Here is a 6,503-nt window from a genome sequence, read left to right on the forward strand (position 1 = left end):
TGATCGGCGCGGGCAGGGGCCCGGCGAGCGTGCCGCCCACGGCGAGCGCGATGACGAGCAGGCCGAACGCGGCCGGGTCCAGGCCGAACGCGGCCTTGGCCTCCGGGTAGTGCGGGATGAGCGCGCCGAGCAGGGCGCCGTTCGTCGCGAAGGCGGCGGTGACGGCCCAGCGCGCGCGACGGGCTCGGGCGAAGCCGTCGTCGGCGGTCGGGAGGTGCGGCGGGGCCTGGCTCATGCATCCCAGCCGAGCAGGCGCCAGACCTCCGCCCAGCCGGCGAAGATCTTCGCGTTGTACTCGACCCCGAGCTGGTTGGGGTTGGCGAACAGGACCCAGTCGGCGGCGGCGACGGCGTCGTCGGCGGCGAGCTTCTCCGCGACCTCCTCGGCGGACCCGGCATAGGTCGGGCCGGAGCGGGCGGCGCCGCCCTCGAGCATGCCGGAGGAGTCGCGCGAGGCCCGCTCCCGGCCGAAGTACAGCTCGTCCTCCCGGTCCTGGATGACGAACGCGGAGCGCGTGACCGCCGTGCGGCCCGGACCGGCGTGGCCGGCCGCGGCGAAGGCCTCCCGGTAGCGGGCGATCTGGTCGGCCTGCTGGACGTGGAAGGGGCGGCCGTCGTCCTGGAGCAGGAGCGTGGAGGAGAGCATGTTGTAGCCGTCCGCGGCGGCGCCGGCCACCGAGCCCACGGAGCCGGACCCCCACCAGATGCGGTCCGCGAGCCCGGGGGAGTGCGGCTCGATCCGCAGCGGCTGCGAGCTGTGCGCCCAGCCGGAGGTGAGGTCCGGCGTTGCGATGCCCTCGCCGCGCACGGCCGAGAGGAACCGGCGTCCGCGCTCTCGGGTCACGTCGGCCCAGGTCTGCCCCTCGTCGAGGGCGTAGCCGAACTGCGCCTGGCCGTCGAGGGCGGCCTCGGGTGAGCCGCGGGAGACGCCGAGCTCGAGCCGGCCGCCGGAGATGAGGTCCGTGGTGGCCGCGGCCTCGGCCATGTACAGGGGGTTCTCATACCGCAGGTCGATCACGCCGGTGCCGAGGCTGATCCGCTCGGTGCGGGCGGCCATCGCGGCGAGGATCGGGAACGGCGAGGAGAACATCCGCTGGAAGTGGTGGACGCGGAGCCAGGCGCCGTCGAGTCCGGCGTCCTCGGCGGCCACGGCCATGGCGACGACGTCGTCGAGGGCCTGCCGCGCGTCCGGTTCGGCGCCGGGACGGTGGATCCAGTGGCCGAAGTTGAGGAAGCCGAGGTGCTTGCGGGTCATGCCGGGTGCAACCGCGGGGCGGGCGGGGCTGTTCCCGGTGCTCGTCTGACCGCCGGCCGGCGACATCACCTGCGGGCAGACCCGCGGAGATGTCGCTGCGGAGCGGTCGATCGTCGCGGCGTCCGCCATACTGGCGGGCATGAGTGAGCAGTGGAGCGAGAAGGACATCGAGCTGGCGAACCGGCTCTTCGACATGGCGCGGGACGGGGACACGGCCCAGCTGAAGGCATACCTGGACGCCGGGGTGAGCACGCGCCTGCGCAACCACGCGGGCGACTCCTTCCTCACGCTCGCCGCCTATCACCAGCACCCGGACACGGTGGCGATGCTGATCGAGGCCGGCGCCGAGATCGAGCACGCCAACGATCGCGGCCAGCGCGCCCTGACCTGCGCCACGTTCAAGCGGGATGTCGCCTCGATGCGGCATCTGCTGGCTGCCGGGGCGGACCCGGACGCGGGCACCCCCTCGGCGCGCCAGACCGCTCAGATGTTCGCCGGTGCGGACCTGCTGGCGGTGCTCGACGGCGAGGACGCGGCGCCGGCGTCGGAGGCCTGACCCGCCGGGAGGATGGTCTGCCCGTCCCGGCGGGGTGCCTCGGTGATCGCCTCCCAGCGGGCCTCGTCGTGGGGCACGGTGACGCGGGTGCCGGGCGGAATGGAAGAATGGGGTCCGACATGACTTCTTCCCACACCCTCCCCGCCGCGGCGGTGACCGACGCCGACGACGTCGCGCACTACGCCAAGTCCGCCGGCGCGGGTCGGCGCATCGCCGACGACGATCAGCTCCACGAGGCCCGCCACCCCGCCCCGACGACGGACCGCCTGGCCCTGCCCCCGCTGCGGCTGGGGCCGCTGACCATCGACGTCCCCGTGGTGCTCGCCCCGATGGCCGGCATCACCAACACGGCGTTCCGCCGCCTGTGCCGCGAGTACGGTGGCGGCCTCTACGTCAACGAGATGGTCACGGCCCGCGCGCTGGTCGAGCGGAAGCCCGAGTCGATGCGGATCATCCAGCACGACCCGGACGAGGTGCCCCGCTCCGTGCAGCTCTACTCCGTGGACCCGGTCACCACGGGTGCCGCCGTGCGCATGCTGGTCGAGGAGGACCGCTGCGACCACATCGACATGAACTTCGGCTGCCCCGTGCCCAAGGTGACCCGGCGCGGCGGCGGCTCCGCCCTGCCGTGGAAGGCGGAGCTGTTCGCCTCCATCGTCAAGGCGGCCGTGACCGAGGCGGCCAAGAAGGACATCCCGGTGACCGTGAAGATGCGCCGCGGCATCGACGAGGACCACCTGACCTTCCTCGACGCCGGCCGCACGGCCCGCGACCTCGGCGTCGCCGCCGTCGCCCTCCACGGCCGCACCACCCGCCAGTTCTACTCGGGCACCGCCGTGTGGGACGACATCGCCCGGCTGCGCGAGGCCCTGCCGGACATCCCCGTGCTCGGCAACGGCGACATCTGGTCCGCGGAGGACGCCATCGCGATGGTCGAGCAGACCGGCGTGGACGGCGTCGTGATCGGCCGCGGCTGCCAGGGAAGGCCCTGGCTGTTCGGGGACCTGCAGGCCGCGTTCGAGGGCCGCCAGGACCGGTTCCAGCCGACCCTGGGCATGGTCGCGGACACGCTGTACCGCCACGCCGAGCTGCTCGTGGACACCTTCGGCGGCGACGAGACGAAGGCGCTGCGGGACATCCGCAAGCACGTGGCCTGGTACTTCAAGGGCTACCCCGTGGGCTCGGAGATCCGCACCGCGCTGTCCACCGTCCCGGACCTGGCCACGCTGGGCGAGATCCTCGCCCGCGTGGACCGGGGCCAGCCCTACCCGGGCGAGGCCGCCGAGGGCCCGCGCGGCCGGGCCGGCGCCCCCAAGCGCCCGCACCTGCCGGACGGCTGGCTCGACTCCCGCGAGCTCAATGCCGAGCAGCAGGCCATGATCCAGGCCGCCGAGCTGGACGTCTCCGGTGGCTGAGCCCACGACGCCGGAGCCCGCCGCCGGAACGCCCGCCGCGCCGTCGTCGCCCTGGACCGGCGCCGCCCACCAGCCGGTGCTGTTCGGCCCGGAAGGCCGGCCCCCGTATGCCGGCCGCGCCGTGCAGACCCCCGGCTACACGCCGTGGGACCGGGAGCGGTGGCTGCCCGAGCCGCCCAAGTCCTCGTACCGCTCGGACTTCGAGCGGGATCGTGCCCGCGTGCTGCACTCCGCGGGCCTGCGCCGGCTGGGGGCCAAGACCCAGGTGGTCGCCCCGGACGCGGACGACTTCGCCCGCACCCGCCTGACGCACTCGCTCGAGGTGGCGCAGGTGGGGCGTGAGCTCGGCCGGTCGCTGGGCTGCGACCCCGACCTCGTGGACACCGCCTGCCTGTCCCACGACCTCGGCCACCCGCCCTTCGGGCACAACGGGGAGAAGGCGCTCGACGCGCTCAGCGAGGACGTCGGCGGCTTCGAGGGCAACGCCCAGACCCTGCGCCTGCTGGCCCGCCTCGAGCAGAAGAAGCTCTTCGCGGACGGCTCCTCCGCGGGCCTGAACCTCACGCGCGCCGCCCTCGACGCCGCATGCAAGTACCCGTGGACCCGTGAGGACGCCCCGCTGCGCCCCGACGGCACGCGCTCGCGCAAGTTCGGCGTCTACGAGGACGACCTGCCCGTGTTCCGCTGGTTCCGCGCCGGGGTGCCCGGCACGCGCACGTCCATGGAGGCCCAGGTCATGGACCTCGCGGACGACATCTCCTACTCCGTGCACGACGTCGAGGACGGCGTGGTCAACGCCGTGTTCCAGCTCAAGTGGCTGGCCATCCCGGAGCACCGGGAGCGCGTCGTGGAGACCACCCGCCAGTGGTACCTGCCGCACACGGACCCGGCCGAGGTCGACGCGGCCCTGGCCCGCCTCGAGGCCACCGACGTGTGGGTCTCCGAGATGGACGGCTCCCGGCGGGCGCTGGCGGCGATGAAGGACATGACGAGCCAGCTGATCGGCCGGTTCTGCAGCGCCGCCTTCGACGCCACGCGTCAGGTGTTCGGCAACGAGCCGCTCACCCGCCACGGCGCCGACGTCGTGGTGCCCGAGGAGACGGAGACCGAGATCGCCGTGATGAAGGGCATCGCGGCGGCCTACGTGATGACCGCCGAGCAGCGCCAGCCGCTCTACGCGCGGCAGCGCGAGGTGCTCGCGGAGCTCGTGACGCTGCTCGACGCGACGGGGGACCGGTACCTCGAGCCGATGTTCGCGTTCGACTGGGCGCAGGCCCCCGACGACGCAGCCCGGCGGCGCGTGGTGATCGACCAGATCGCCTCGCTCACCGATTCGACCGCCGTCGAGTGGCATCACACCCTGGTGCAGGGCGCGGAGTTCCGGCGCGTCTGGCTCTGACCGGCGGGTCCAGCAGCGCGGGAAGCACCGCGCCGGCGGGACCCCGCAGGACGTGCGTGACCGCGCCGCTCAGCTCGGTCTCCACCGGATTCACCTCGACGACGGCGGCCCCGGCCCCCAGCGCCACGAACGGCAGGGACGCCGCCGGCTGGACGATGCCCGAGGTGCCGACGACGACGCACAGGTCGCAGTCCTCGAGCGCGGCGAACGCCCGGTCCCAGGGCTCGGCCGGCAGCATCTCCCCGAACCACACGATCCCCGGGCGGATCAGCCCGTCCCCGCACACGGTGCAGGCCGGCGGTGCCTCGCGGAGCATCGCCTCGAGGTCGGCCTCGGAGCCGGCCGTCGCCTCGTCCGCGGGCGCGCCCGGGTCGACGTCGGCGGGGGCCCAGCATTCGGCGCAGCGGTGCTCGAACAGGGAGCCGTGCAGGTGTGCGAGGACCCGGGCGCCGGCGCGCTCGTGCAGGTCGTCCACGTTCTGGGTGACCACCTCCAGACCGGGTGTGCGGCGCTGCCAGGCGGCGACGGCGTCGTGCCCCGGGTTGGGTCGGCGGGCTCGCACCATCCGGGCACGCCACCGGTACCAGGACCACACAAGCGCGGGATCGGCGAGGAACGCCTCCTCCGTGGCGAGCTCCTCCGCGGAGAATCGCTCCCACAGGCCGGTCCGGGCGTCGCGGAACGTGGGGATGCCGGACTCGGCGCTCATCCCCGCCCCGGAGAGCACCACGGGACGCTCGGCGGCGGCCACGAGCGCGCGGACGGCGTCCAGCGCGTCAGGGTCGAGGTCGGGGGCGGAGGCGGCGAGGACGGGGTGCGGATCGGCCATGTCCCCAGCCTAGGCAGGCCGCACGGGTGGTCGCCTCCCCTTGTTCGGGGGCGGTTTGCGGCGTTATTCCGTCGGAATACCGCCGAATATCGCCCCCGAACCACAGGGTGGGGTCAGGCGATGTCGGGCGCCGTCGTCGGCAGGCCCGTGCCGGCGGCGCGGGCGAGGGCCCGGCGCAGGCCGCGGGCCTTGAGGAGGACCTCGTCGTGCTCGGCGGCCGGGTCAGAGTCCGCGACGATCGCCCCGCCGGCCCCCACGGACCAGCGGCCCCCGGCGAGCACGGCCGTGCGGATCACGACGGACAACGACGTCGTCCCGTCCGCGCTCAGCATCCCCAGCGCCCCGGAGTAGACCCCGCGCGGGGAGGCCTCCCACGCGGCCAGCAGCTCGACGCTGCGGCGCTTCGGCGCGCCCGTCATCGACCCGCCGGGGAACAGCGACCGCACCACGTCCACGGGCTCGACGCCGGCCCGTGCCGTGCCCGTGACCGTGGAGACGAGCTGGTGGACGCTCGCGTAGCTCTCCACCGCCATGAGGGAGGGCACCTGCACGGAGCCGGGCTCGCACACCCGGGAGAGGTCGTTGCGCAGCAGGTCCACGATCATGAGGTTCTCGGCGCGCGTCTTGGGGTCGGCGGCGAGCGCGCGGGCGGCCTCGGCGTCCCCGGCCGGGTCCGGCAGGCGGGCGGCCGTGCCCTTGATCGGCTTGGTGCTGTACCGGCCCTCGCGCCCGGCGAGGAACCGCTCCGGTGAGGCAGAGACCACGGCCCACCGGCGGGCGCCCGTGCCGTGCTCCAGCAGCGCCGCGTACGGGGCCGGCTGGTGCGCGGCGAGCTCGTGGAACAGGACCAGCGGGTTCACGCGCAGCCCGGGATCGGCGTCGAAGCGGGTGGTCAGGCACAGCTCGTAGGAGTCGCCGGCATGCAGCGCGGCGCGGCAACGGGCGATCTGCTCGGCGTACGCCGCCCGGTCCTCGCGCCACGTGCCCGGCGCCTCCTCATCGGCCCGCGGCCCCGGGCCGGCGTCCCGCGGCGGGGGCACGACGACGTCG

General features: G+C 74.5%; 6 protein-coding genes and 1 pseudogene. 3 read left to right on the forward strand and 4 right to left on the reverse strand.

Annotated elements, in window-relative coordinates:
• Together D8M29_RS07300 and D8M29_RS07305 are read right to left on the reverse strand one after the other, a co-directional pair.
• Positions 1-235: pseudogene (locus D8M29_RS07300) on the reverse strand (MFS transporter); the annotation flags it as partial.
• The gene (locus D8M29_RS07305; RefSeq protein ID WP_127435293.1) at positions 232-1,254 is read right to left on the reverse strand and encodes an LLM class flavin-dependent oxidoreductase; all 1,023 of its coding nucleotides are present in this window, start codon (positions 1,252-1,254) and stop codon (positions 232-234) included. The gene D8M29_RS07305 and the pseudogene D8M29_RS07300, both read right to left, overlap by 4 nt.
• A 139-nt stretch (positions 1,255-1,393) precedes the next feature.
• Between D8M29_RS07305 and D8M29_RS07310 the strand changes: the two genes are divergently transcribed.
• The 3 genes from D8M29_RS07310 (at position 1,394) to D8M29_RS07320 (ending at position 4,624) form a co-directional block, all read left to right on the forward strand.
• Positions 1,394-1,810, forward strand: a complete 417-nt coding sequence (locus D8M29_RS07310) for an ankyrin repeat domain-containing protein (protein ID WP_095353462.1) — start codon at positions 1,394-1,396, stop codon at positions 1,808-1,810.
• A gap of 119 nt (positions 1,811-1,929) precedes the next feature.
• Positions 1,930-3,225 (forward strand): tRNA dihydrouridine synthase DusB, encoded by a 1,296-nt coding sequence (dusB, locus tag D8M29_RS07315; protein WP_230956166.1) that lies wholly within the window; start codon positions 1,930-1,932, stop codon positions 3,223-3,225.
• Positions 3,218-4,624 carry a deoxyguanosinetriphosphate triphosphohydrolase gene (locus D8M29_RS07320; protein ID WP_081097679.1) on the forward strand — a complete coding sequence of 469 codons (1,407 nt, stop codon included), beginning with the start codon at positions 3,218-3,220 and terminating at the stop codon, positions 4,622-4,624. The genes dusB and D8M29_RS07320 overlap by 8 nt, the downstream gene beginning before the upstream one ends.
• Here the strand turns inward: D8M29_RS07320 and D8M29_RS07325 are convergent.
• Together D8M29_RS07325 and D8M29_RS07330 are read right to left on the reverse strand one after the other, a co-directional pair.
• On the reverse strand, positions 4,551-5,453 hold the full coding sequence (locus D8M29_RS07325) for an NAD-dependent deacylase (RefSeq protein WP_060973407.1): 903 nt from the start codon (positions 5,451-5,453) through the stop codon (positions 4,551-4,553). The two genes, D8M29_RS07320 and D8M29_RS07325, sit on opposite strands and share 74 nt — an antisense overlap.
• A gap of 113 nt (positions 5,454-5,566) precedes the next feature.
• Positions 5,567-6,503: anthranilate synthase component I family protein (locus tag D8M29_RS07330; protein WP_148111542.1), on the reverse strand; the 937-nt coding region annotated here is incomplete at its 5' end.

The organism is Micrococcus sp. HSID17227 (genome assembly GCF_003989405.1).
Classification (GTDB): domain Bacteria; phylum Actinomycetota; class Actinomycetes; order Actinomycetales; family Micrococcaceae; genus Micrococcus; species Micrococcus luteus.